General features: G+C 64.9%; 25 protein-coding genes and 1 pseudogene. 16 read left to right on the plus strand and 10 right to left on the minus strand.

What is annotated here, in order from left to right; genetic code table 11:
* Positions 1-79: 79 nt before the first annotated feature.
* From JN280_RS29235 to JN280_RS29255, 5 genes are all read left to right on the plus strand, one after another.
* Positions 80-709 (plus strand): TetR/AcrR family transcriptional regulator, encoded by a 630-nt coding sequence (locus tag JN280_RS29235; protein ID WP_202307510.1) that lies wholly within the window; start codon positions 80-82, stop codon positions 707-709.
* Positions 690-1853 carry an isovaleryl-CoA dehydrogenase gene (locus JN280_RS29240; protein WP_202307511.1) on the plus strand — a complete coding sequence of 388 codons (1164 nt, stop codon included), beginning with the start codon at positions 690-692 and terminating at the stop codon, positions 1851-1853. The genes JN280_RS29235 and JN280_RS29240 overlap by 20 nt, the downstream gene beginning before the upstream one ends.
* A gap of 146 nt (positions 1854-1999) precedes the next feature.
* The gene (locus JN280_RS29245) at positions 2000-3607 is read left to right on the plus strand and encodes a carboxyl transferase domain-containing protein (protein WP_202307513.1); all 1608 of its coding nucleotides are present in this window, start codon (positions 2000-2002) and stop codon (positions 3605-3607) included.
* A gap of 3 nt (positions 3608-3610) precedes the next feature.
* Positions 3611-4138, plus strand: coding sequence for an O-acetyl-ADP-ribose deacetylase (locus tag JN280_RS29250; protein ID WP_202307515.1), 528 nt, complete (start codon positions 3611-3613; stop codon positions 4136-4138).
* Positions 4138-6096 carry an acetyl-CoA carboxylase biotin carboxylase subunit gene (locus tag JN280_RS29255; RefSeq protein WP_202307516.1) on the plus strand — a complete coding sequence of 653 codons (1959 nt, stop codon included), beginning with the start codon at positions 4138-4140 and terminating at the stop codon, positions 6094-6096. The genes JN280_RS29250 and JN280_RS29255 overlap by 1 nt, the downstream gene beginning before the upstream one ends.
* A gap of 457 nt (positions 6097-6553) precedes the next feature.
* On the opposite strand, the gene JN280_RS29260 is transcribed toward JN280_RS29255, so the two are convergent.
* Entirely contained in the window at positions 6554-6820 is a 267-nt protein-coding gene (locus JN280_RS29260; protein WP_202307517.1) for a sel1 repeat family protein, read from the minus strand.
* A gap of 437 nt (positions 6821-7257) precedes the next feature.
* Here JN280_RS29260 and JN280_RS29265 point away from each other — a divergent pair, with 437 nt between their 5' ends.
* Positions 7258-7602, plus strand: coding sequence for a DUF2147 domain-containing protein (locus tag JN280_RS29265; protein WP_202307518.1), 345 nt, complete (start codon positions 7258-7260; stop codon positions 7600-7602).
* A 56-nt stretch (positions 7603-7658) separates the two neighbouring features.
* Here JN280_RS29265 and JN280_RS29270 read toward each other — a convergent pair whose 3' ends face one another.
* Positions 7659-8363 (minus strand): glutathione S-transferase N-terminal domain-containing protein, encoded by a 705-nt coding sequence (locus tag JN280_RS29270; RefSeq protein WP_202307519.1) that lies wholly within the window; start codon positions 8361-8363, stop codon positions 7659-7661.
* A gap of 175 nt (positions 8364-8538) precedes the next feature.
* On the opposite strand from JN280_RS29270, the gene JN280_RS29275 reads away from it, so the two are divergent.
* The 4 genes from JN280_RS29275 to JN280_RS29290 all read left to right on the plus strand — a co-directional run bounded on the left by JN280_RS29275 (position 8539) and on the right by JN280_RS29290 (position 11698).
* Entirely contained in the window at positions 8539-8709 is a 171-nt protein-coding gene (locus JN280_RS29275; protein ID WP_202307520.1) for a hypothetical protein, read from the plus strand.
* 6 nt (positions 8710-8715) lie between these two features.
* A complete protein-coding gene (locus JN280_RS29280) occupies positions 8716-8916 on the plus strand; it encodes a hypothetical protein (protein ID WP_244742221.1) in 201 nt (66 codons plus the stop codon).
* An 83-nt stretch (positions 8917-8999) separates the two neighbouring features.
* Positions 9000-10502, plus strand: a complete 1503-nt coding sequence (locus JN280_RS29285) for an AMP nucleosidase (RefSeq protein ID WP_202307521.1) — start codon at positions 9000-9002, stop codon at positions 10500-10502.
* A 56-nt stretch (positions 10503-10558) separates the two neighbouring features.
* Positions 10559-11698, plus strand: coding sequence for an endonuclease/exonuclease/phosphatase family protein (locus tag JN280_RS29290; RefSeq protein WP_202307522.1), 1140 nt, complete (start codon positions 10559-10561; stop codon positions 11696-11698).
* A 150-nt stretch (positions 11699-11848) separates the two neighbouring features.
* Here the strand turns inward: JN280_RS29290 and JN280_RS29295 are convergent, their stop codons facing one another.
* The 3 genes from JN280_RS29295 to JN280_RS29305 form a co-directional block, all read right to left on the minus strand.
* Entirely contained in the window at positions 11849-12445 is a 597-nt protein-coding gene (locus tag JN280_RS29295) for a DUF922 domain-containing protein (RefSeq protein WP_202307524.1), read from the minus strand.
* A 233-nt stretch (positions 12446-12678) separates the two neighbouring features.
* Positions 12679-14355 carry an electron transfer flavoprotein-ubiquinone oxidoreductase gene (locus tag JN280_RS29300; RefSeq protein WP_202307526.1) on the minus strand — a complete coding sequence of 559 codons (1677 nt, stop codon included), beginning with the start codon at positions 14353-14355 and terminating at the stop codon, positions 12679-12681.
* Positions 14355-14678 (minus strand): hypothetical protein, encoded by a 324-nt coding sequence (locus JN280_RS29305; RefSeq protein WP_202307528.1) that lies wholly within the window; start codon positions 14676-14678, stop codon positions 14355-14357. Before JN280_RS29305 ends, JN280_RS29300 begins: the two co-directional genes overlap by 1 nt.
* Between JN280_RS29305 and JN280_RS29310 the strand changes: the two genes are divergently transcribed.
* Both JN280_RS29310 and JN280_RS29315 read left to right on the plus strand, forming a co-directional pair.
* Positions 14677-15255 carry a hypothetical protein gene (locus JN280_RS29310; RefSeq protein WP_244742224.1) on the plus strand — a complete coding sequence of 193 codons (579 nt, stop codon included), beginning with the start codon at positions 14677-14679 and terminating at the stop codon, positions 15253-15255. The genes JN280_RS29305 and JN280_RS29310 overlap by 2 nt on opposite strands.
* 51 nt (positions 15256-15306) lie before the next feature.
* Positions 15307-16149: a uracil-DNA glycosylase gene (locus JN280_RS29315; protein WP_202315098.1), complete on the plus strand. Its 843-nt coding sequence runs from the start codon at positions 15307-15309 to the stop codon at positions 16147-16149.
* 333 nt (positions 16150-16482) lie between these two features.
* On the opposite strand, the gene JN280_RS29320 is transcribed toward JN280_RS29315, so the two are convergent.
* Complete coding sequence (locus JN280_RS29320) at positions 16483-17457, minus strand: AraC family transcriptional regulator (protein ID WP_202307530.1); 975 nt, start codon at positions 17455-17457, stop codon at positions 16483-16485.
* Between the two features lie 191 nt (positions 17458-17648).
* Between JN280_RS29320 and JN280_RS29325 the strand changes: the two genes are divergently transcribed.
* The 3 genes from JN280_RS29325 (at position 17649) to JN280_RS29335 (ending at position 19499) form a co-directional block, all read left to right on the plus strand.
* Positions 17649-18152: a cupin domain-containing protein gene (locus JN280_RS29325; protein ID WP_202307531.1), complete on the plus strand. Its 504-nt coding sequence runs from the start codon at positions 17649-17651 to the stop codon at positions 18150-18152.
* A 111-nt stretch (positions 18153-18263) separates the two neighbouring features.
* The gene (locus JN280_RS29330; RefSeq protein ID WP_202307532.1) at positions 18264-18632 is read left to right on the plus strand and encodes a DsrE family protein; all 369 of its coding nucleotides are present in this window, start codon (positions 18264-18266) and stop codon (positions 18630-18632) included.
* A gap of 84 nt (positions 18633-18716) precedes the next feature.
* Complete coding sequence (locus JN280_RS29335; protein WP_202307533.1) at positions 18717-19499, plus strand: methyltransferase domain-containing protein; 783 nt, start codon at positions 18717-18719, stop codon at positions 19497-19499.
* A 184-nt stretch (positions 19500-19683) separates the two neighbouring features.
* On the opposite strand, the gene JN280_RS29340 is transcribed toward JN280_RS29335, so the two are convergent.
* Entirely contained in the window at positions 19684-19941 is a 258-nt protein-coding gene (locus tag JN280_RS29340) for a hypothetical protein (RefSeq protein WP_202315349.1), read from the minus strand.
* Between JN280_RS29340 and JN280_RS29345 the strand changes: the two are divergent.
* Positions 19907-20233 (plus strand): annotated as a pseudogene (locus JN280_RS29345) (FCD domain-containing protein); the annotation flags it as partial. The gene JN280_RS29340 and the pseudogene JN280_RS29345 sit on opposite strands and share 35 nt — an antisense overlap.
* Positions 20234-20536: 303 nt before the next feature.
* Here the strand turns inward: JN280_RS29345 and JN280_RS29350 are convergent.
* The 3 genes from JN280_RS29350 to dapA all read right to left on the minus strand — a co-directional run bounded on the left by JN280_RS29350 (position 20537) and on the right by dapA (position 23179).
* Positions 20537-20686: a hypothetical protein gene (locus JN280_RS29350; RefSeq protein WP_202307534.1), complete on the minus strand. Its 150-nt coding sequence runs from the start codon at positions 20684-20686 to the stop codon at positions 20537-20539.
* A gap of 175 nt (positions 20687-20861) precedes the next feature.
* Positions 20862-22214: an FAD-binding oxidoreductase gene (locus JN280_RS29355; RefSeq protein WP_244743628.1), complete on the minus strand. Its 1353-nt coding sequence runs from the start codon at positions 22212-22214 to the stop codon at positions 20862-20864.
* A gap of 65 nt (positions 22215-22279) precedes the next feature.
* Positions 22280-23179, minus strand: coding sequence for a 4-hydroxy-tetrahydrodipicolinate synthase (gene dapA / locus JN280_RS29360; RefSeq protein WP_202307535.1), 900 nt, complete (start codon positions 23177-23179; stop codon positions 22280-22282).
* Between the last annotated feature and the right edge of the window lie 10 nt (positions 23180-23189).

Consider the following 23189-nt stretch of genomic DNA (forward strand, 5'->3'; position numbering starts at 1 on the left):
CCGGCGGTCAAACGACCTGCAGCCCTCTTGAATTAATTGAACGCTTGTTTTATTAAGGCGCGCAACGGGAGGATGATCCATGGCGCGGACCACGGGTTCGGACGGAGAGAAGACGGAAGCGGCGCTGCGCGAGGCTGCAGTCAATCTGATTGCCCGCTACGGCTACGAGGCGGTTTCGATGCGCCAGCTTGCCGCCGAGGTCGGCGTCCAGGCCGCTGCCCTCTACCGTTATTTCCCGACCAAGGAAGACCTGCTGTTCACGCTGATGCGGGAACACATGGAGGCGCTGATATCGGGCTGGAACACCGCCGGTGCCGATGCAGAAGGCCCGGTCGCGCAACTCGCCGCCTTCGTCGACCATCACATCCGCTTCCATGTCACGCGCCGTCACGCCACCCACGTCTCCAATCTGGAACTGCGCAGCCTGTCGCCGGAGCGGCTCACGCATATCCTGCGGTTGCGCGCGAGCTACGAGAAGGAGCTGCGCGCCATCCTGCGCGAGGGAGCCCGCAGCGGCGACTTCCTCATCGACGACATCGGCCTGACCGCCATGGCGATCATCCAGATGATCACCGGCGTCATCGTGTGGTTCAGGCCGGACGAGCGCCTGTCTGTCGAAGAGGTCGCGGGAACCTATCTTTCAATGACGATGCGCCTCACCGGCGCGGCCATTTCAAGTGAGAAGAAAAATGTACACGCACTCGCTTAACTTCGGGCTCGGCGAAGACATCGAGGCGCTGCGCGACATGGTGCGACGCTTCGCCCAGGAAAAGATCGCCCCGCTCGCTGCCGACATCGACGGCTCGAACGAGTTTCCGCCGCATCTGTGGAAAGAACTCGGCCAGCTCGGCCTGCTCGGCATCACCGCCGATCCGGAACATGGAGGTTCCGGCATGGGCTATCTGGCACAGGTCGTGGCGATCGAGGAGATCAGCCGCGCTTCCGCCTCCGTCGGCCTGTCCTACGGCGCCCATTCCAATCTGTGCGTGAACCAGATCAATCGCTGGGGCACGCAGGAACAGAAGGCCCGCTATCTGCCCGATCTCTGCACGGGCGACCATGTCGGCGCTCTGGCCATGTCGGAATCGGGCTCCGGCTCCGATGTGGTGTCGATGCGGCTGAGAGCGGAGAAGCGCAACGATCATTTCCTGCTCAACGGCACCAAGATGTGGATCACCAACGGGCCTGATGCCGACACGATGGTCGTCTATGCCAAGACCGACCCGGAGCGGAACTCCCGTGGCATCACCGCCTTCATCGTCGAGAAGCAGATGAGCGGCTTCTCGGTGGCCCAGAAGCTCGACAAGCTCGGCATGCGCGGCTCCAACACCGGCGAGCTGGTTTTCGACAATGTCCAGGTTCCCTTCGAGAACGTCCTCCACGAGGAGGGACGCGGCGTCGAGGTGCTGATGTCCGGCCTGGACTACGAGCGCGTCACGCTCGCGGCCGGCCCGGTCGGCATCATGGCCGCCTGCATGGACACCGTCGTTCCCTATGTGCACGAGCGCAAGCAGTTCGGCCAGCCGATCGGCGAATTCCAGCTCGTCCAGGGCAAGCTCGCCGATATGTATTCGACGATGAATGCCTGCCGCGCCTATGTCTATGCCGTCGCGGCAGCCTGCGACAGGGGCGAGACCACACGCAAGGATTCGGCCGGCTGCGTGCTCTACGCCGCCGAAAAGGCGACGCGCATGGCGCTCGACGCGATCCAGCTGCTCGGCGGCAACGGCTACATCAACGACTATCCGACCGGACGCTTTCTCCGCGACGCCAAGCTCTACGAGATCGGCGCCGGCACCAGCGAGATCCGGCGCTGGCTGATCGGCCGGGAGATCATGGCGGAAGCAATCTGAAGTCGCGGCGCGAGCGGACCGGCAGCGCGCCGGTTCTTTTCGCGATATAGTTCGACCGGAGGTGGCGGCGATCCGCTGGCTTCACTGCTCCGAACCGACAAGCATAAAGGCCGTTGCGGCACCAAGGGATCTGAGAACGAACTCATATGGCCACCCTCCACACCCAGCTCTCCCCCCTTTCCGACACCTTCAAGGCCAATGCGGACCGCATGAGGGCGCTGGTCGCCGACATCGGCGCCAAGGCTTCGACGATCGAACGCGGTGGCCCCGAGGATGCGCGCGACCGCCATGTCGCGCGCGGCAAGCTCCTGCCGCGCCAGCGGCTGGCGCAGTTGCTCGACACCGGCTCGCCTTTCCTCGAGATCGGCCAGTTCGCCGCCTGGGACATGTATGGCGGCGATATCGCCTCGGCCGGCATGATCGCCGGGATCGGCAGGGTCGAGGGCCGCGAGGTCATGGTGGTGATCAATGACGCCACGGTGAAGGGCGGCACCTATTATCCTCTGACGGTGAAGAAGCATCTTCGCGCCCAGGAGATCGCGCTGCAGAACAATCTGCCTTGCGTCTATCTCGTCGATTCCGGCGGCGCCAACCTGCCCAACCAGGACGAAGTGTTTCCCGATCGCGAGCATTTCGGACGCATCTTCTACAACCAGGCCAATATGAGCGCGGCCGGCATCCCGCAGATCGCCTGCGTCATGGGGTCGTGCACCGCGGGCGGCGCCTATGTGCCGGCGATGTCGGACGAGACCATCATGGTGCGCAAGCAGGCGACGATCTTCCTCGGCGGCCCGCCGCTGGTGAAGGCGGCGACCGGCGAGGACGTGACGGCAGAGGAACTCGGCGGCGCGGACCTCCACACCCGCGAATCCGGGGTCGCCGACCACTACGCATATGACGACGAGCAGGCGCTCGCCATCACCCGGCGCATCGTCAAGAACCTCAATCGCAAGAAGACGATCGGCCTCGATCTCAGGTCGCCCGACGCGCCGCTCTATGCGGGAGACGAGATCTACGGCGTGATCCCCGCCGACCTGCGCCAGCCCTACGACGTACGCGAGGTGATCGCGCGCGTGGTCGACGGCTCGGAGCTTGACGAGTTCAAGCAGAACTACGGCACCACGTTGGTCACCGGTTTCGCCCATATTCACGGCATGCCGGTCGGCATCATCGCCAACAACGGCGTGCTGTTCTCCGAAAGCGCCCTGAAGGGCGCCCATTTCATCGAGCTCTGCTGCCAGCGCCGGATCCCTCTGGTCTTCCTGCAGAACATCACTGGCTTCATGGTCGGCCGCAAATATGAGGCGGGCGGCATCGCCAAGGACGGCGCCAAGCTGGTCACGGCCGTCGCGACGGCCCAGGTGCCGAAAGTGACGATGATCATCGGCGGCTCCTTCGGCGCCGGCAATTACGGCATGTGCGGCCGCGCCTATTCGCCCCGCTTTCTCTGGATGTGGCCCAATGCCCGCATCTCGGTGATGGGCGGCGAGCAGGCCGCCACCGTGCTCGCCATGGTCAAGCGCGAGGGCATAGAGCGCAAGGGCGGGAACTGGTCCAGGGAAGAAGAGGCCGAGTTCCGCGCGCCGATCCTCGAAAAATACGAGCGCGAGGGTCACCCGCTCTATTCCTCCGCCCGGCTCTGGGACGACGGCATCATCGACCCGGCCAGGACCCGCGAGGTGCTGGCCCTGTCGCTCTCGGCCGCGCTCAACGCGCCGGTGCCCGAAACGAAGTTCGGCGTGTTCAGGATGTAGGCCATGGCAAAGGACCGAATGCAGGCCGTGACTGGCGACATCACCAAGCTCGAGGTCGATGCCATCGTCAACGCCGCCAACAGTTCGCTGCTCGGCGGTGGGGGCGTCGACGGCGCCATCCATCGCGCCGCTGGCCCCGAGTTGTTGACTGAATGCCGCACCCTCCGAGGCTGCAAGACCGGCGACGCCAAGATCACCGCCGGTTACAGGCTGCCGGCCAGGCATGTCATCCACACAGTCGGACCGGTCTGGCATGGCGGCGGCGCGGGCGAGGCCGGGCAGCTCGCCTCCTGCTATCGCCGTTCGCTCGAGCTCGCGCGCGATCATGGCTGCGCCTCGGTCGCCTTCCCGGCGATCTCGACCGGCGTCTATGGCTACCCCAAGGACGAGGCAGCGACGATCGCGGTCCGCACGGTCGCGGCCTTCCTGGGAGAGAACGCGACACCCGAACGTGTCGTCTTCGTCGGCTTCGACGCGGCAACCACAGAACGCCATGCTGCCGAGATAGCGGCGCTGAAAGAGATGGGCTGATGTTTTCGAAGATCCTGATCGCCAATCGCGGCGAGATCGCCGTCCGCGTGATCCGCACCGCGAGGCTGCTCGGCATCAAGACCGTCGCGGTCTATTCGGATGCCGATGCGCGTTCGCTCCACGTCGCCCAGGCCGACGAGGCCGTCCATATCGGCCCCTCGCCTGTCGGCGAGAGTTATCTGAGGACCGACAGGATCGTCGCGGCGGCGCTGGCGACCGGTGCCGAGGCCATCCATCCGGGCTACGGCTTCCTGTCGGAGAATCCTGAATTCGTCGAGGCTGTCGAGGCGGCGGGGCTGGTCTTCATCGGCCCCTCTGCCGCGTCGATCCGCGCCATGGGGCTCAAGGACGCGGCGAAGCGGCTGATGGAGAAGGCCGGCGTGCCCGTCGTGCCCGGCTATCACGGCGATGACCAGGGGTTGGTGCTGCTCGCCGGCAAGGCCAGGGAGATCGGCTATCCCGTGCTGATCAAGGCGCGAGCGGGCGGCGGCGGCAAGGGCATGCGGCGGGTTGAAACCCCCGACGATTTCGCCGACGCGCTCGCAGGCGCCAAGCGTGAGGCCAAGGCCGCCTTCGGCGACGACCGGGTGCTGGTGGAAAAATATGTCGACAAGCCGCGTCACATCGAGGTGCAGGTGTTCGGCGACAATTTCGGCAATGCCGTGCATCTTTACGAGCGCGACTGCTCGGCGCAGCGGCGCCACCAGAAGGTGATCGAGGAGGCCCCTGCCCCCGGCATGACGGCGGAACTGCGCAAGGCCATGACAGAGGCCGCAGTGAAGGCGGCGAAGGCCATCAGATATTCCGGCGCGGGAACGATCGAGTTCATCGTCGACGCCTCCGAGGGGCTCAGGCCCGACCGCTTCTGGTTCATGGAGATGAACACGCGCCTGCAGGTCGAGCATCCGGTCACCGAGATGGTCACCGGCATCGACCTCGTGGAATGGCAGTTGCGCGTTGCAGCGGGCGAGAAGCTGCCGCGAGGCCAAAGCGAGATCAAGCTGGACGGCCACGCCTTCGAGGCGCGCATCTATGCCGAGGACCCCGCGCGCGGTTTCCTGCCGGCGACGGGGACGCTGCACCACCTGCGCTTTCCGGAAGCCGCGCCCGCGAGTGCCGCGATGCGCATCGAGACCGGCGTCAGAAGCGGCGATGCGATCTCGCCCTATTACGACCCGATGATCGCCAAGCTGGTCGTCCACGGGCGCGACCGGCCGTCGGCGTTGAAGGCGCTCGACATAGCGCTGACCGAGACGGAGATCGCCGGTTCGGTCACCAACATCGCCTTCCTGTCAGCGCTGGCCCGCGACGGCGACTTCGCCGCGGGCGACGTCGACACCGGCCTGATCGGGCGCAAGCAGGACGGGTTGACGGAGCGCGAGGCGCCGAGCGAACGGGCGATCGCAATTGCCGCCTTCGCCGCATCCGGGGCTGCCGTGCCCGCCTCGCCCGATCCCTGGTCGAGCCTCGCGGGCTATGCGCATTTCCATCAGGTGGCGCGCACGGTGAAGCTGAGCTTGGCCGACCACACGGTGAGCGCGGCCGTCGCGGCGCGGCCGAGCGGCCGCTTCGACATCGCCGTCGACGGCCTCAAGCAGTCGCTCTCCCTGTCGCCGGAAGATACCCGGGCGGTCGCATGGCCGGGCCATGTCACCGTATTCGACGATCACCGGGCCTACACCTTTTCCGTGACCGATCTTTTGTCGCGCTCGGAGGAGGACGCGGGCGGAGGCGACAGCCTGCGCGCTCCGATGCCCGGCCTGGTGAAGGTCGTGCGCGCCGAAGCCGGCGAGGCTGTGAAGAAGGGCCAGCCCCTGCTGGTGCTCGAGGCGATGAAGATGGAGCACACCATCGCCGCGCCTCACGACGGCACCGTCGAGGCCATCGCCGCCGAAGGCGCCCAGGTCACCGACGGCACGGTGCTGGTGCGGTTCGCCGAGATTGCGGACCAAAGCTGAGATGTGGCGGAGCCAGGCGGCCCGGCAACAAAATGGCCGGAGACGGCCCGGCCATTTTGTTGGGACGTCACCCGGGGGCGCGCCCATTCCCGCACCTTGCCGTATATGCCGTCGCGCCAGACGTTGATGTCGTAGCTGGCGCTGTCGCCCTTCTCGTCGAAGATGATCGGCCGATCATCGCCTGGGTCGGTTTGCCGGTCTGGAGCGCCGCCGCGACCACTCCGCGGCCCGGGATCAGTGCGGCCCCGTTGTGATAGCTGCCGAACGCGGCAGGCGGGCGCGGAAGGCAACCTCGAACGCGGAAAGGCCGCGCCGGCCTGTTCTCGCCGGTCGCGGCCTTTCACTGGGCCCCCGCCCTTTCTCGCCTCGGCCATCCGGTCCGGCGCTATCCGCGCTCTTTTCCGGAAGGCATCCCTGTTTGAACTCGTTCAGTTCCCGATCGGTCGCCCGGCGCCGATCAGTGCATCGTCATCCATTCACGCGCTTCGCGAAGAGCGCGGGCGATCTCGGTCTTCGACATCGTCGCCGACAGTTCCGACCGCAGCTCGGCTGCGCGGGCCGAACCCTTGATCGCGGCGATGTTGAACCACTTGTGGGCGGCGACGAGGTCGGTCGCGCAGTCGCGCCCGGTCGCATACATCATGCCCAGTTCCAAGAGGATGTCGGCCTGTGCCGTCGAGCCCATGGCGCCAAATCCAGCTTCAAGCATTTCGAAACGTGCCATTTCCAGTCCCCTGTCTCGTCTCCTGAGAGCCTGTCCCGCGTTGCCGTCGAGCCGCCCTTTCGATGCTTCCGAGAATGCGCCGAACGCTTGAATTCGCCGTTAAATGGCTTGCTTAATTTGAGGAAAACAAAGCTAAAACAATAAGTAAACGAGAGAGTTCGTTAAGGATAAGGGGCCCCGGCTTTCCTCGCTTTTCCGAAAGATTCGAGAAAAATCCGATGCGCCCGGCGAAAGCCTTCGCTAACCACGAAAGAGGCTGACGACGACTAAGATATGGCTGGAGCGCGACTTTCCAGGCTGCGGGGTTTCCGTGAAATATCGCGCATCTTCCCCTACGGCACCGCTTCCGCTTCGGCACGGGCTGGACTAGCTTACGTTTGCGTAAACGGAAGCGGCGAAGAGCGAGGCCCGCCGCAGGCAACCAATGGGAGGACGTCATGTTTCGGAAACTGAGCCTGGCCGTCGCGGCGACCATGCTTCTGGCCGGCACCGCCTATGCCGACCCTATCGAGGGAAACTGGAAGACTTCAAGCGGCGAGACCGCGGCGATCGCGAATTGCGGCGGCGCGTTCTGCATCACTTTGAAATCGGGCAAGTTCGCCGGCAAGCGCATCGGCAAGATGCAGGCCAGCGGCAGCAACAAATACAGCGGCGAGATCACCGATCCCGCGGACGACAAGACCTATTCCGGCAAGGCGACTTTGTCGGGGGCGTCGCTCAACATGAAGGGCTGCGTGCTCGGCGGCCTCATCTGCAAAGGCCAGACCTGGTCAAAGCTCTAGCGCCCCACTCCCTCACCCGGCCGGCACCGGTCGGGTGAGGGCTCAGTCCGTGCGCCTCAGGCCCGGGCGCGCTGCCCGAACAGCACCTTCTGGGCCTCCTTGTCGTCGGCGAGATTGCGCCGATATTCCTGGCCGATCTCAACCGCCTCGATCACGGCCGGCCGAGCGCTGATGGCCTCGAACCAGCGCTTCAGGTTCGGAAAGTCCTCCAGGTCCTGGCCCTGGTTCTTGTACGGCCGCACCCAGCCATAGGAAGCCATGTCGGCGATCGAGTAGTCGCCGGCCAGATAGGGATGGTCCGCGAGCCGCCTGTTCATGACGCCGTAGAGCCGGTTCACCTCGTTGGTGTAGCGGTCGATCGCATATGGGATCTTCTCGGGTGCATATTGCCGGAAATGATGCGCCTGGCCGGCCATCGGCCCGAGCCCGCCCATCTGCCAGAACAGCCACTGGTCGATCTCGGTGCGCGAGCGTTCGTCCGTGCCGTAGAACCTGCCGAACTTGCGCCCGAGATATTGCAGGATGGCGCCGGATTCGAAAATCGAGATCGGCTCGCCGCCGGGACCTTCCGGATCGATGATGGCGGGCATGCGGTTGTTCGGCGCGATCTTCAGGAATGACGGCTCGAACTGTTCGCCGCGCCCGATATTGACGTATTTCACCTCGTAGGGAACGGCCAGTTCCTCGAGCATGATGGTGATCTTCCAGCCGTTCGGCGTGGGCCAGTAATAGAGCTCGATCGGCTTCGACTGGGTGGTCATCGGCACATCTCCGGTAATTGGTCGCCGACAACAGATAGTTCCGTGCCGGTGCAACGCAAGCCGGGAATATTGACCCTGCTGTCAAGTTTCTTGAACGCCGGATGAACGCCGCTCTCAGCAATGGTTCAGCGCGGGGGATGCATTCTGGCTTCGAAACTGAACGAAGGGATGTCCGATGCTCGCCCGCCGCTTCACGATCGTCTGCCTGCTGATGGCCCTGTTCGGCATCCTGCTGTCGATCCTGGTGGCGGAGACGAGCCGGAAGGCACGGTCCTGGGAGATCGGCATGATCGTCCCTTGCGTGATGGAACAAGGGCTCGTCTGCGCCCCGCCGGCGAGGAACTGAACCGAGATGAACGAGGCAACGACGATGAACACCCTGACCGGGATCCTCCGCCTTCTGGCCCGCTCAGCGCTCCTGGCGACGCTCGTCGCGGCTCCGGCCCTGATGGTGCCGAAGGTCAACGCCGGCGACCGCATCACCATCGAGGCGCCGTCGCAGAAGAAGATGGGCGCCGGCCTAGTGCTGCTGGTCAGCCTGCAACGGGCCTGAGAAGGGCGGCAAGAGCGGCCCCTGCGTCCCCGAATCACGGGGAGCCCCCTCCCGCAGGCCGATCCGAATCCCTATAATGGGTCATGGAAAAGCGAATCTACCCACAACCGATCGAATCGATCGCCACGCCGGAGCCGTTTGCCCGGCAGAGCTTCACCGATGCGCGGCAGGCCGTCGCGACGCTGAAGATATTATATGACCGCAACACCGCATTCCTGCGGGATTCTTTCAAGCAGCTCGGCGAGGGCCGCGACAATAGCAGGCGTTTCCGCGCCTTCTATCCGGAAATCAGCGTGTCGACCTCGTCCTTCGCGCAAGTCGACAGCCGCCTGGCCTATGGCCACATGCCCTCCCCCGGCCACTACTCGACCACCATCACCCGGCCGGATCTCTTCGAGAACTACCTCGTCGACCAGTTGCGCGTGATCATGCGCAACCACGGCGTGCCGGTGACAGTGTCGGAGTCGGAAACCCCGATCCCCGTCCACTTCGCCTTCGTCGAGGGCACCTATGTCGACGGCTCCATAGCCGACAACATCAGGCGCCCGCTTCGGGACATGTTCGACGTGCCCGACCTTAACGGCACGGACGATCTCATTGCCAATGGCACCTTCGAGCCGATCCCAGGCGAGCCGCTGCCGCTCGCCCCGTTCACGGCGCAGCGCATCGACTACTCGCTTCATCGGCTGTCGCACTACACGGCGACGAGCCCCCGCCACTTCCAGAACTTCGTCCTGTTCACCAACTACCAGTTCTATGTCGACGAGTTCTGCGCCCATGCCCGCGATCTGATGGCGCAAGGCGGCGGCGGCTATTCGGCCTTCATCGAGCCGGGCAACCTCGTCACGCGGGCGGGCGACACGGCGCCGAGCGACGGCGGAAGCCCACCGCGCCTGCCGCAGATGCCGGCCTACCACCTGACAAAGCCCGGCCACGGCGGCATCACCATGGTCAATATCGGCGTCGGTCCGTCCAACGCCAAGACCATTACCGACCATATCGCGGTACTCAGGCCTCATGCCTGGCTGATGCTCGGCCACTGCGCCGGCCTGCGCAACAGCCAGGCGCTCGGAGACTACGTGCTCGCCCATGCCTATGTGCGCGAGGACCATGTGCTGGACGACGACCTGCCGGTGTGGGTTCCGATCCCGCCGCTGGCCGAGGTCCAGGTCGCCCTTCAAGAGGCGGTCGCCGAGGTCACCGGACTTTCCGGCTATGACCTCAAGCGCATCATGCGCACCGGCACGGTCGCCACCATCGACAACCGCAACTGGGAGCTACGCGAGCAACGCGGTCCGGTTCAACGCCTGTCGCAATCGCGGGCCATCGCGCTCGACATGGAATCGGCCACGATTGCCGCCAATGGCTTCCGCTTCCGGGTGCCCTACGGCACGCTGCTCTGTGTTTCCGACAAGCCGCTGCACGGAGAATTGAAGCTGCCCGGCATGGCGACCGAGTTCTACAAGCGGCAGGTCGCGCAGCATCTGACGATCGGTATCCGGGCTGTCGAGAAACTTGCGGAAATGCCGCCGGAGAGGCTCCATTCGCGCAAGCTTCGGAGCTTCTCCGAGACCGCGTTCCAGTAGCACGGAGGGGCTCCGTCATCTTGATTGGGCCGCAATCGTCGGGCACCTGATCCGCCATGGAAAAAGCGCGCGTCACGGGAATTGTCAGGCTGGCCGCCCTCGCCTTGCCGCTCGCGCTGTCGTTTCCTCTGGTGGCGGGCTTCTTCGGGGCCTGGCATCCGGCCTTCGATTCCATGGCGCATTTCAGGGCGCATCTGGCCGTCGCGGTAGCGGTGGCGGCCCTGCCTGCCCTGTTCCTCGGCTACCGGAAGGAAGCGGCGATGTCGATCGTGCTCGCCGCTGCGACCTTCGCGACACTCTCCCACGGGGCCGGGCTGCCCGGCCTGGGCACGGTCAATGCCGCGGTCGATCCTGCACCGGACGGTCGCGCCGTCTACCGCCTCCTGCAGATCAATCTGCGTTTCGACAATGCCACGCCGGAGAAGGTTCTGTCGCTCATCGGGCGCAGCCAGCCCGACGTGGTCACGCTCAACGAAGTGTCGGAGCAGTGGGTCGGGCATCTCGATCGCATCGCGGCCGCCTATCCCCACCGCGTTCTATGCGACGCCGAGAGCAAGGTTGGCGCCGTGGCGCTGCTGTCACGGCGCCCCTTTGCGGCGGGCGAGACCGGCACATGCAGCGACGAGGGAGATATGGCGACCGCACGGATCGACTTCGGCGCTGGGGACGTCACGGTCGCCGCGCTCCACTTGAGTTGGCCCTGGCCCAGCAGCCAGCCGAAGCAGATCGACGGTTTGGCAGCGGCCTTGTCGGATCTTCACGGCACGACGCTGCTCGCCGGCGATCTCAACGCCACGCCCTGGAGCCATGCCGTCGCCCGCATCGCCGAGGCCGGCGGCTTGCAGCATGTCAGCGGGTCGACGCCCACGTGGCTTTACCGGAACGTGCCGATATCATGGCGGCAATGGGTCGGACTGCCGATCGACCACGTGTTCAGCAAGGGCGACATCGCCGTCCGGTCGGTGCGCATCCTGGACGATGTCGGCTCCGACCATGCCCCGCTTCTGGCCGAGTTCACGCTCGTCGACCCGAAGCCGCGGGAGGAGCCTCGCTCCACCACCGTTCTCAAGGATGACCGCGCTTCGCGGGCGTGGACCGCGACGGCTTTGGACGCTGAGTGGGCTTTCCCTTCTCCGTCAGGACCTCCGCGCCGGTTTCGCCCCGGACCGCGTAATACCGTTTCTTTTCCTGGATGATGGCTTGCCTTGCGCGGCGCCCGCACCCGCCGCGGCGGCCATATGCCCCGCGGCCGCGTTCCGGAAGGGACGCATTCACTCCGCCCGGTTCCCGGCGGAAGTGGGGCATTTGGAACCCCAGATTTCAAGCGCAGCGATACGCCGGGACCGTCAGCCCCTCCTCGCGAGCGCGATGACCAGCCTGTCGACAGTGCCGCCGGCGCGGTGTTCCAACGCGTCGTAACGGATCTGGCGTTGCTCATAGTCGGCATAGATCGCGTCGACCCGGCGCTTCACCTCGGCCTGGCTCTTCCGGCAGCGGGGATCGTTCCGCATCGAAAGGCCCGACACCGCCCGCTCGGCGGCGTTCACCATCTGCCTGGCGATTGTGCCGTGCCTTTCCTCATGCTTGCGGACACCCTGCATGAACCGGGCCCAACGGCGCTTCAGGTCGGGCGAAAGGTCGTTGACGACACGGGGAAAGGTGTAGGTGATCGCAAGTTGGGCCGTGGCGTTCTTGACGCGGCAGACGTCGCCGCGCATATCCCATTCGACCTCCCAACTGACGGTATAGCCAGTCTGGGCGATCGCGCGGGTGAGCAGGCCACGCCTTGGTCCTCGTCGATCCATCGACTGAAGAAGCGCAGTGCCCGTCTTTCCGGTGATGTCGTAGTTGGTCGTCTTGACGCTGACCCGGACATCGGCAATGGCCGGACCGGCGGCGAGGACGCAGGCGGCAGCCACACAGGCGATGCTGAGAACGTGCATCTCAAAGCCCTCCACGCTCGTGCCGAGCACAACACATCAGGGCTGACGTTTCAATATAGCACACAGTTTCGCGCCGCCAAAGCGGCCGCTCTACGCCGATGGGATGTGATTCCAACGGTCGATGAGATCGACCGTTGGAGCGCCCGACTGCGTGGCCCACGCCCGTTCGCGCGCAACCAGGCATCCAGTGCCGCTGGCATGAGAGGCGTTTTCGTGGCCGCGGAATGGACGCCTCACATATTGGGGTAGACGGGCCCTTCCCCGCCCTGCGGCGGCACCCAGTTGATGTTCTGGTTGGGGTCCTTGATGTCGCAGGTCTTGCAGTGCACGCAGTTCTGCGCGTTGATCACGAAGCGCACGTCGATGCCCATGCGGTCGGCCGCGGCATTGCCGTCGGCATCCACCCATTCGTAGACCCCGGCCGGGCAGTAGCGTGTCGACGGTCCGGCGAAGACGTCGTGTTCGGAACGCTTCTCCAGTTCCAGGTCCTTGACCTGGAGATGGATCGGCTGGTTCTCCTCGTGGTTGGTGTTCGAGAGGAACACCGACGACAGCCGGTCGAAGGTCAGAACGCCGTCCGGCTTGGGATAGTCGATCTTCTTGTGGTTCGCGGCCGGCTCCAGCGCGGCATAGTCCGGCTTGCCGTGCTTCAGCGTGCCGAACGGCGAGAAGCCGAAAAGCGTGTTGAGCCACATGTCGAGCCCCCCGACAGCCACGCCGAACAGGCCCAGCCGCGACCACAGAGGCTTGACGTTGCGCACCTTCTTCAGATCCTTGCCGATGTCGCTCGCCCGCCAGGCCGCTTCGTAGCCGGCAAGCTCATCATGCGCGCGCCCCTCGGCGATCGCCGCCGCCACATGCTCGGCCGCCAGCATGCCCGACAGCACTGCATTGTGCGAGCCCTTGATGCGCGGCACGTTGACAAAGCCGGCCGAGCAGCCGATCAGCGCCCCGCCCGGAAAGGCGAGCTTCGGCACCGACTGCCAGCCGCCCTCCGTGATGGCGCGCGCGCCATAGGAGATGCGCTTGGCGCCCTCGAAGGTGCCGCGGATCGCCGGATGCGTCTTGAAGCGCTGGAACTCCTCGAACGGCGACAGATAGGGGTTCTTGTAGTTCAGATGCACGACGAAGCCGACCGCCACCTGGTTGTCCTCCAGATGGTAGAGGAACGAGCCGCCGCCAGTGCCCGTGCCGAGCGGCCAGCCGAACGAGTGCTGGACAAGCCCCGGCCGGTGGTTCTCCGGCTTGACCTGCCACAGTTCCTTCAGCCCGATGCCGAACTTCTGCGGCTCGCGCCCCTCGCCGAGCCTGAAGCGGGCGATCAACTGCTTGGCGAGCGAACCGCGCACGCCTTCGCCTATGAGCACATATTTGCCCATCAGCGCCATGCCCGGCGCGAAGGCCGGCCCGTGCGAGCCGTCGCGCTCGACGCCCATGTCGCCGGTCACGACGCCCGTGACGGCGCCGTTCTCGTCATAGATCAGGTCGGCGGCAGCGAAGCCCGGATAGACCTCGACGCCGAGCGCCTCGGCATGGCCGGCCAGCCAGCGGCAGACATTGCCGAGCGAAACGATGTAGTTGCCGTGATTGTTCATCAGCGGCGGCATCAGGAAGTTGGGCAGGCGGAACGAGCCGGCCGGTCCGAGCACCAGGAAGTGGTCGTCGGTGACCGGCGTCTTGAACGGATGGCCCTCCTCGGCGCGCCAGTCCGGCAGCAGCCGATCAATGCCGACCGGATCGACGACCGCGCCCGACAGAATATGCGCGCCGACCTCGGAGCCCTTTTCCAGAACGACCACGGAAAGCTCGGGATTGACCTGCTTCAATCGGATCGCCGCTGCAAGACCGGCAGGCCCCGCGCCAACGATCACGACGTCGAACTCCATGCTCTCGCGTTCGATTTCGCTCATCAATTCCTCCGCCCTTGCAGATCGACCACGATGCTGCATAAACCAAACACGCATCCTGCGAAACCGCATAGGCCATGCGACAATTCATCAGGTGGATGCGCTGTTGTGCACAGCAATATCGGGTAACCAACATTTACGTAAACGTCAATGCACTGCGATGCAGGACGTGGCGCGTGACCAAAGGCCTCCAATATTCTAGCCTGCTCTTCTTGCGCCGGATTTCGCCCGGCTTCATCAGCCAGGCGACGTCCGGCCGGAAAGCGCAGGCAGGCGATGTTGCGGCTGTTTCGTGGTTTTCGAACTTTTGCGTGCTGGGCCGCCATGGCCCTGCCCCTTCTCGCCGCATATCCGGCCGCCCCGGGGAACATCAGGGGAAAAGCCCACATCTGGCGCGCCGGCGCTTATTCCTTTTCGGACGAACTCGGCGGACTTCGTATCCTCGGCGTCAGCGGAAGCGGGCGCAAGGAGGACCCGTTCGTGGTCAGGCAGGAATTCACTTCCTCCAGCCCGGCGATCATGGTGATCCGCGCGGCGGCGCCGATCCGGCCCTTCGACCAGTCCGGCGCCTTCGCGAGCGGCTTCATGCATATGCGCGTCGTGGTGGTCAACAACAGCGGCCAGGCCTGGGTGGAGTTCGAATTCGAGTTGCAGGAGCTCTATCTCCAGCCCAGCGTGTTCGGCGATGGCCTTTCCTTCGACCAGCGCCGCTCCGACAGCGACAACATATCGTCCGACAGCTTCGCCCAGTTCAGCCGCAACTTCGAGCCTTACGACAGGTTGCGCTTCCGCGACGGCAAGGTGGATCCGCTGGCGACGGCGGGCTTCAGCTTCCTGATCACCGACTTCACGCCGCGCAGCCAGTTCTATCTGCTGCAGGATCCGCGCATCCCCTCATCCTGACCTTGAAAACATCAGCCCGATCTGCGACGCAGGAATGGATAGAGGCTCATGATGACCCCGCGAATAGACGACATACAGGCCAGCCTGCGTGAGGTCTTGCGTTTCCTCGCCGATGCCGGCGTCGACGAGGCGCTGGACGAGGTCGCCGTGAACCGCTTCGCCGAACCGCCGCGCCGGCAGGCCGCCCGCCCGGAACAGGAGGAGCGGACGCGGGAAACCGGCAGCAAGGTGGCGCCCGCCGCGCAGGTCGATCTGCGCCGCCCGGCCGCAGCCGTGCCCGACGAGGCGCAGGCAGCCAGGGCTCGCGAGCTTGCCCGCAGTGCCTCCACGCTCGCGGAATTGCAGGAGATCCTGGCCGGCTTCGACGGCTGCAACCTGAAGTTCACCGCAAAGAACCTGGTCTTTGCCGACGGCAACCCGAAGGCGGCGGTGATGTTCGTCGGCGAAGCTCCGGGACGGGACGAGGATCTGGAGGGCCTTCCTTTCGTCGGCAGGTCGGGACAGTTGCTCGACCGCATGCTCGCCGCTATCGGCCTCGATCGCGGCTCGGCCTACATCGCCAACGTCATTCCCTGGAGACCGCCCGGCAACCGGACGCCGACCCCGCACGAGACCGAGATCTGCCGGCCCTTCATCGAGCGCCAGATCGAGCTCGTAGGCCCGAAGGTGCTGGTCAATCTCGGCGCCCCTTCCTCCAAGACGCTGCTGAACACGACCGAGAACATCCTGCGGCTGCGGGGCAACTGGCGTGTCCACACCACCGCCTCGGGCGTCGCCATACCCGCCATGCCGACCCTGCATCCGGCCTATCTCCTGCGCAACCCCGCCCACAAGAAGCTCGCCTGGCGCGACTTCCTGGAGGTGAAGGCGAGGTTGCGCAGCCTCGAGCAATGACCGCGGCAACCTGAGTCAGGACTGAACGCGGAGTTGCGGAAACAGCAGCCGATACGAGGAGATCCTTCCCTGCTTTCATCCGGCGCTACGCCGCCTGATCGATACGGCAAGCAGACGAGAATCCGACGCTCGGAATCGGAGCGCCCCGGGGCTGGTTTCCGGCCATACGTCTCTTTGACCGGAACGAGCGGTCAGCGCCATATCGAGACGTTCGGACAAGCGATCGGGAAGGACGCGCTTTCGACCTTTTCACCGTCCTTCGACAAGTTCCCGGCGTCCCGCACCCTATCGGGGACCCTTTGGCGCCCGCAAGGTTCATGCGGCCCCAGTGATTCATATCCCAGGTGCCTCGGGGTACCGTCCGCGCCATACAGCCGGCGGCATCCCGATCTCGCGCTTGAACGCGCGCGTGAATGCCGCCTCGGACTGGTAGCCAGACTCGAGCGCAATCCTCACGATGGACTCATGTGACGTCCGCAGCCGCTGTGCCGCAAATTGGATGCGCTGCCTGGCCAGATAGCGCATCGGCGGTTCGCCAATCAGGCGAGTGAACCTGTCCGCAAAGGCAGAGCGGGACAGCCCCATTTCCCGCGCGAGTTCCTCGACCGTCCATCGATGCTCCCTGCTGGCGTGAAGCCGCGCGAGCGCCCGGCCGATTGCCGGATCGCGCAGGCCGGCAAGCCATCCGCGCTGGACCTGCGGCAGCGTCTCCACGTAGCGGTGAACCGCCTCCATGAACAAGCATTCCGCAAGCTGGGCCAGGATCGACGGCGAGTTGACGCGCCCTGCTGCCGTCTCCTTCGCGGCGAACCGGAGCGAGCTTGCGATCCAGTCGCTGGAAGCACCTTCTTCTACCGGGAGTTTGAGCACATTGGGCAATAGCTTGATGATCGGATCGTTCGGCATGTCGGTGCCCAGAAAACCGCACATGATATGGCATAATGCGCCGCCGCCGCCGTAGTCGATGCGCGCCACTTTCCCATTTGTGGGAGGCAGGACCAATTGCTTCGCGCTAACCGGGGGGAGGCTCAGGTCGCTGCCGAGCATGTGGCCGCCATTGGTCGGAAAAACCACGATCTCGCCGGCCGTGATCTTTATCGGCTCCTGTCCGGCTATCTGCAGGAGCAGGCAACCCTGCGTGATGTAGTGATACGCAATCACGTGAGAGGGAAACGACATCCCCAGCAGGCCGACCTCGTCAGGTCCGATCGCCGAGGCGGTCACACACCAGGGGTCGGTGAAATCACAGTCGAGGAATATGCCGCCGCTCAGGCGCATTGTGCACAGCACGTCCAGCAATGCATTCATGAACGGAGCCCCCCGTCTCAGGCGGATCGGGCAAGGAATACGGCGTATCGATCATTCCGGGGCAACGCCATCGTCAATATCATACCACGAATTCAACGTGTGCGGTCTTGACCAGTCCAAAGAGGTGTGGAGGCCGAGTGCATCGGCATCGACCCCTGGTACGGTTTTGTCCTGAAAAGCGGACCAAGACCATGGAGGATGTCGCCGTGAATCACATCCGCATTTTCCCGATCGTCGCCGCAGCCACCTGCGTAGTTGCCGTAGCCCTTCCGGCTGACCTGCGCGGCGAAGACGACGCAATGGAGGGCAAGGTAGCCCTGCCGGACCAGATCGCGTGGGCGCCCGGACCTGCAGCCCTTCCGCCCGGGGCGGAAGCCGCTGTGCTCTATGGCAACCCAGGTGAAGACGGTCTGTTTGCGCTGCGGCTGAAGCTCCCGGCGGGTTATCATATTCCGCCGCACACCCATCCGAAGCCGGAGATCGTGACCGTCATCACCGGAACGTTCCGCCTGGGGATGGGAGAAACAGCCGACCATGACGGAGCCCGGGTCTTGCCTGCCGGCGGTTTCCTTGCGCTCTCGCCGGGCGTGGCGCATTTCGCCTACGCGGATGACGGTACCGTCATCCAGCTCAACAGTACGGGTCCCTGGACGCTGACCTATGTCAATCCGGACGACGACCCGAGAAACAAATAGCCGGCAGTCGGGCCGCGCGGTGCGGTTTTGACCGGTCCGCGGGATTCGCCGCACTCCTAGCCGCCGCACCGGTCCGGTGGCGGGGGAATTGACAAACTTGGGAGAACGGACATGGCTGAAACGCCTAAGGAATTGGTCGTGGTCATAACCCGTGGGGCCGATCACGAACTGTCTTCGGTTGCCTTCACGATCGCCAATGGCGGCATGACGGCAGGTCTGAAGGTATCGATCTTCCTGACCAGCGCTGCCGTCGATCTCGTCCGCAAGCGCGCGGTTGAGGGTCTGGTCGTGCATCCGCTCGAGCCCTTGCAGGCGCTGATCAAGGATTTTCTCGCCCGCGGCGGGCAACTATGGGCCTGCACCCCTTGTGTCAAGGCGCGCGGCTATGAGCAGAGCGACCTGATCGACGGCGTTGAGATAGCCGGGTCGAGCGCGATGCATGAGCGGATCCTGGCAGGTGCAGCGACGTTGAGCTTCTGACACCTGCGGCGCGAGAAACAGGCCAAGCAGGGAAGCGTGGGCAAAGACGCGCGCGGCTGGGGCCGATCGCGGGAGGCAGTGACCATGATTTCCACCACGAATGTCGCCTTCGACCCGAAGGATCTGGAATCCAAAGTGAAGGCGATGTACCGCAAGGTCGCCGAGGATCCGCGCGGGGAGTTCCACTTCGAGATGGGCCGCCCGCTCGCCGAACGGCTCGGCTACGTCGCCGCCGATCTCGACCGAATCCCGGCGGAGGCGATCGAGTCGTTTGCCGGCGTCGGCTACCACTTCGATCTCGCCGATCTCAATGAAGATGAGACCGTCATCGACCTCGGCAGCGGTTCGGGCATGGATACCTTCATTGCGGCCCTCAGGGTCGGTCACGGCGGGAGGGTGGTTGGCGTCGACATGACGGACGAGCAACGGGCGAAGGCCGAGCGACTGCGCAATCGCGCCGGCATTCACCAGATCGCCTACGTCGAGGGTCATATCGACGATGTCTCGATTTCCGATGATTTCGCCGATGCCGTTCTCAGCAACGGCGTCATCAATCTCGCCCCTGACAAGGTGGCGGTGTTCCAGGAGGCCGCTCGTATCCTGAAGCACGGGGGGCGGCTTGCCCTTTCGGACATCGTCACGGAACGCCAGTTGCCCGACACGGTTGTCTGCAACGCCAACCTTTGGGCCGCCTGCATCGGCGGGGCCATGCAGCACGACAAATATCGTGCTGCCATCGAGGCCGCCGGGCTTCGGGTCAAGACGGTTCGGGACAATCCCAGCTACCGTTTCATCTCGGACAATGCGAGAAGCGCGCAGGAGAAATGGGGCGTCAAGAGCATTTCCGTTCTGGCCGTCAAAGGGTGATGGAAGCGTTTTCACCCCCTCAACACACTCTTGACCGTCCTGGACGGTACCCTCGCCGACGAAACAATCGCTCGTCGGGCATGAAAATCGCCGCGGTGCCGCGAAGGGCGACTTCGCCAGGACATCCTCGATCCATCCGCGTGCGATCGCATGCATTTGCCATCCTCCTTCTGCGGGAACCGGGTCAAGCGGCCGCCGAACGGCGCAGGCCGACGAATTGCAGTTCGGCAAACAAGGCTACGGTCAGCGCCTGGGCGGCAACGAAGGCGATACCGAGAACGTTGGGCGCCACAGAACCGGAGATCCGCAGCCCGAAGCTGGCGACCACCCAAAGCACGTTGATGGCGATGGTATCGATCAGGACGAGGCGGGAAACCGTCTGGCGCCGCGCCGTGACCAGGAGGAGGGCGACGAAAGCCGGGCGCAACAGCGACGCGATCATGCTGTCCGCGCGGTTCCACGTCGGCATCGCGGAGATCGCCGACCACTCCGTTTTCACGGACTTCGTGCGCGACCTCGTCTCCCACTCCTCCCTCATCATCGCGCTCTACTGGAAACGGCGTGAAACGACCTGCGAGAGCCATGCCCACCATGCGCTGGTCGACGCCATCGAAGCCCACAAACCCGCGGAAGCGGCGGAGTTGATGAGGCACCATATGCTTGACCTCCTGTCGGGCCTCGACCTCACGCGCGCCAGCCCCAAGCCCGAACGCCTCGCCGACTTGTTGCGGTAGTGGTGGTCTGGCACCTGGAACCGAGGCCGTAAGGCCGCTTGGGGTTTGTTTCCTGCCGTACGTCTCTGACCGGAACGAGCAACCGGCGCGACTTCCGGACGTAGGTGCATCATATGCATTTCGGACGTTGGTACTGCGCGAGTTCAACCCGTCCCGCCGGTTCGGAGCCCTAATTGGCATCAATAGAGCCTAACTCCCGCTTCTTGACACATGACGGCGCTGTGCCGCCTCTCTGAGGAACCGCAGGCTTACCACGGCGACGAGCACGATTCCGGCTACACGCCCGGAATCCTCCATGCGACGCTATCGATCGACGCTGATCAGTTGCAAGAAGAGGCCGCTCGGGAGGAACTGGTTCTTGATCGAAAGACGTTCGGTGGCACTGGCTTCCATGCGCGCCGCCTGCCCAAGGCTCCCGTCACCCGACTGCGGCGCCAGTTCGAACGCATTCATCGCGGCCAGTCTGCAACCGCGGCGGCCGGCATATGGCGCCGCACCTTATTCCGGGCCTTCGCCGACACTCTTGACGACACGCCACAAACTTATGTCTGCTGGCTGCCGCTCCATCTTATTCGGTCCGACCTTGCGAGCGAAGCCGAGAAGGCCTGCAGAACCGTTCGGGGGGGCCTCAGACCAGCAACGCGCCGGGATTCATAATATCGCGTGGATCGAGTGCACGTTTGATCTGTCGCATCACGGAGAGTTTCACTGGGTCGCCCAGCCGCCGTAGCTCCGAGGTGAGCTTGCGACCGATTCCATGCTCGGCGCTGATGGTGCCGCCGAAGCGCACGGCGATGTTGTGTACGGCCATCTCCACCTCGAGTGCTTTCGCCTCTCTGTCGGGCAGGGCCCGCCAGTAGTCGTGTGGGAACATGAGAATATAGTGCACGTTCCCGTCCCCCAGGTGGGAGACGACGAGCACGCGGGCTTCCGGGAAGAACCTCGCCGACATCTCGTCGGCCGCCTCGATGAAACCGGCAACGGCCGAGTTGCGCACTGCGGTGTCGTGGACGATGCCGACTCCCTCGATCTTGTGCGCCTCAGTGACCGAGTGGCGGATGTGCCAGATCTCTTTCGCCTGGGCCTCGCTCTGCGCGACGAAAGCATCGTCGGCGAGGTCGGCTTCCAGCGCGGCGGCCATCACCTCCTCGAGCGCGGAGACGAGGTCCGCTTCGGGGTCGGTATGGGCGAGCTCAATCATGACCGACCACGCCGGCGTGGCGTTGAAAGGCAGCCGTGTGCGCGGAATGTGCCGCAATACGCAGTCCACCTCGGCCCGATTGAGCATCTCGAAGGCCTCGATCGTGTCGCCGCAGCGTTCCTGGAGGCGGGACAGTAGCTCGACCGCGGACTTAGGCCCGGTGACGGAGATCCAGCCGTGCGCAAACGTCCTGTTCGGCTGGCGCAGACGCAACGCAGCGCCGGTGACGAGGCCGAGCGTACCTTCCGCGCCGATCAGGAGATGCTTGAGGTCGTAACCGGTGTTGTTCTTGCGCAGCGCGTCTAGATCACGATAGATGCTGCCGTCCGGCAGAACCGCCTCGATGCCGCAGACGAGATCGCGCATCGGGCCATAGCGCAGCACGCCGGTGCCGCCAGCATTGGTCGAGATCAGGCCGCCGATCTGGGCCGTCCCTTCGCTGCCGAGATGTAGCGGGAACTGCCGGCCCTCGGCGGCCGCAAGCTCGTGCACGCGCGCAAGAGCCATGCCGGCGTCCACCGTGAGCACGTTGGCGGCACGGTCGACGGCCCGCAGGCTCGTCATCTTGCCCATGCCGACGACGATCGCCGGGCGGCCGCCAGGGGCAGTCGGCACGGCGCCGTAGCACAGCCCCGTATTGCCGCCGATCGGGAAGATCACAGCGTCGTGCTCGCGCGCTATGTCGACGACGGCAGCCGCCTCGTCGGTGCTCGCCGGAAGAGCGACGGCCTCTGCCGCGCCCGTCATGCGGCCGCGGAAATCCCTGACGAACGGTGCCATCTCGCGCTGGTCGGCGATCAGGCCTCGCTCGCCAAGGACCGTTCGGAGCCTATCGACCAGCGTGCTCACGCGGCAATCGCTTTCGCCATGCCGGCATAGGCCGCTTCAAGTGCCTTGCGCGTTTCCGGCGTCGGGTCGGTGAGCGGCAGGCGCACGCCGCCGGCGCGCATGCCGGCAAGGCTCATATAGTATTTGAGCGGACCCGGATTGGTCTCCAGGAAGATCGTCTTGACGACCCGATCGAGACGCTGCTGATGCGCGATCGCAGCGTCGAGCTTGCCGTCGCGGGCGAGCTTGAACACTTCGATCCAGTGGTGCGGATAGACGGTCGCCGAAGCGAGCACACCGCCGCGCGCGCCGAGCGCCACATGGGTGGCGAAAAGCGGCTCCTCGCCGCTGAGCACGGCAAGCTTGTCGCCGGCGAGCTTCATCGTCTGGATGAATTCGGGCATGTCGTAGGACGAGCACTTCATGCCGATGATTGAGCCATCGTCGGCGAGCGCGGCGATCGTCTCCGCCTTCAGCGCCACCCCGGTGCGGCGGGGAATTTCGTAGGCGAGCACCGGCGCGTCGACCGCATCGCGATACTTGCGGAAATAGGTGCGCATGCCCTCCTGCGTGCCAGCGGCATAATAGGGCGTGACCGTCATCACGCCGCTCGCACCGGCGGCCACGAAGTCGCGGCCCGCATCCACCGCGTCGGCGAAACCGGTAGCTAGCACGCCCGGCAGCACCGGCGCGCCGGCGGCTGCTTCGACACATGCCCGAACGATGTCGGCGCGCTCGCCGCGCGACAGGGCCGGATACTCGCCGGTGCCGCCGATCGGCACGATGCCGGTTGCGCCCGCTTCGATCTGGAAGCGGACCAGCGACCGCAGCGCCTCGAAGTCGACGGAGGCATCGTCCGTGAAGGGCGTGACGATTGCCGTGAAGAGGCCCGACAGGTCGTCTTTTTTCAGAGTCATCCAGAAAATC

The sequence above is a fragment of the Mesorhizobium sp. L-8-10 genome (genome assembly GCF_016756635.1).
In the GTDB taxonomy this organism is placed as follows: domain Bacteria; phylum Pseudomonadota; class Alphaproteobacteria; order Rhizobiales; family Rhizobiaceae.